The sequence below is a fragment of the Methanosaeta sp. UBA458 genome (assembly GCF_002496085.1).
In the GTDB taxonomy this organism is placed as follows: Archaea; Halobacteriota; Methanosarcinia; order Methanotrichales; family Methanotrichaceae; genus Methanothrix; species Methanothrix soehngenii.
On sequence record NZ_DAIK01000131.1, the window covers coordinates 1 to 655 of the forward strand.

At 57.9% G+C, this 655-nt stretch carries 1 protein-coding gene; it reads right to left on the minus strand.

All coding sequences use genetic code 11. The features are described from left to right. The coding region (hisD, locus tag BP822_RS09445) for a histidinol dehydrogenase (protein WP_286878197.1) at window positions 1–655 on the minus strand (655 nt) is incomplete at both ends.

Genomic DNA, 655 nt, shown 5'->3' on the forward strand with positions numbered 1-655 from the left:
CGAGCATATCCCGAGGTGGGAAGCACATGATTCGTCCCGCTGGCATAGTCCCCTGCCGCCACCGGGGTGAACTTGCCGAGGAACACGCTCCCTGCATTGCGAATGGACCTCAGGACGTTCATGGGCTCCCTGGTGATTATCTCCAGATGCTCCGGAGCGAAGGCATTGACAAAATCAAGCGCCTCATCCATATCGTCCGCCAGCAGAATGGCACTGTGCTCCAGGCTCTCAGAAACAATATCGCTGCGTGCAGCCCCAGGAGCCTGAATGTTCAATTCCTCCGCCACGGCGCTGGCCAGGAGATCATCCAGGGATACGAAAACGGAGATCGATTTGGGATCGTGCTCTCCCTGAGCGATCATATCGGCAGCTATCACCCCAGGATCCGCTGTCCGATCGGCCAGGATCAAGACCTCGCTGGGACCAGCAGGAAAATCGATCTCCACCGAGCCTCGGGTAAGCATCTTGGCGGCAGTGACATAGACATTGCCCGGCCCCACGATCTTGTCCACCCTTTCAATGCTATCTGTGCCCAAAGCCATGGCCGCTATCGCCTGAGCCCCTCCGAGCTTATAGATCTCGTCAGCTCCTGCCATATCCGCAGCAGCCAGCGTCAATGGATTGATCGATCCGTCTTTTTGGGGCGGGGTGCAGA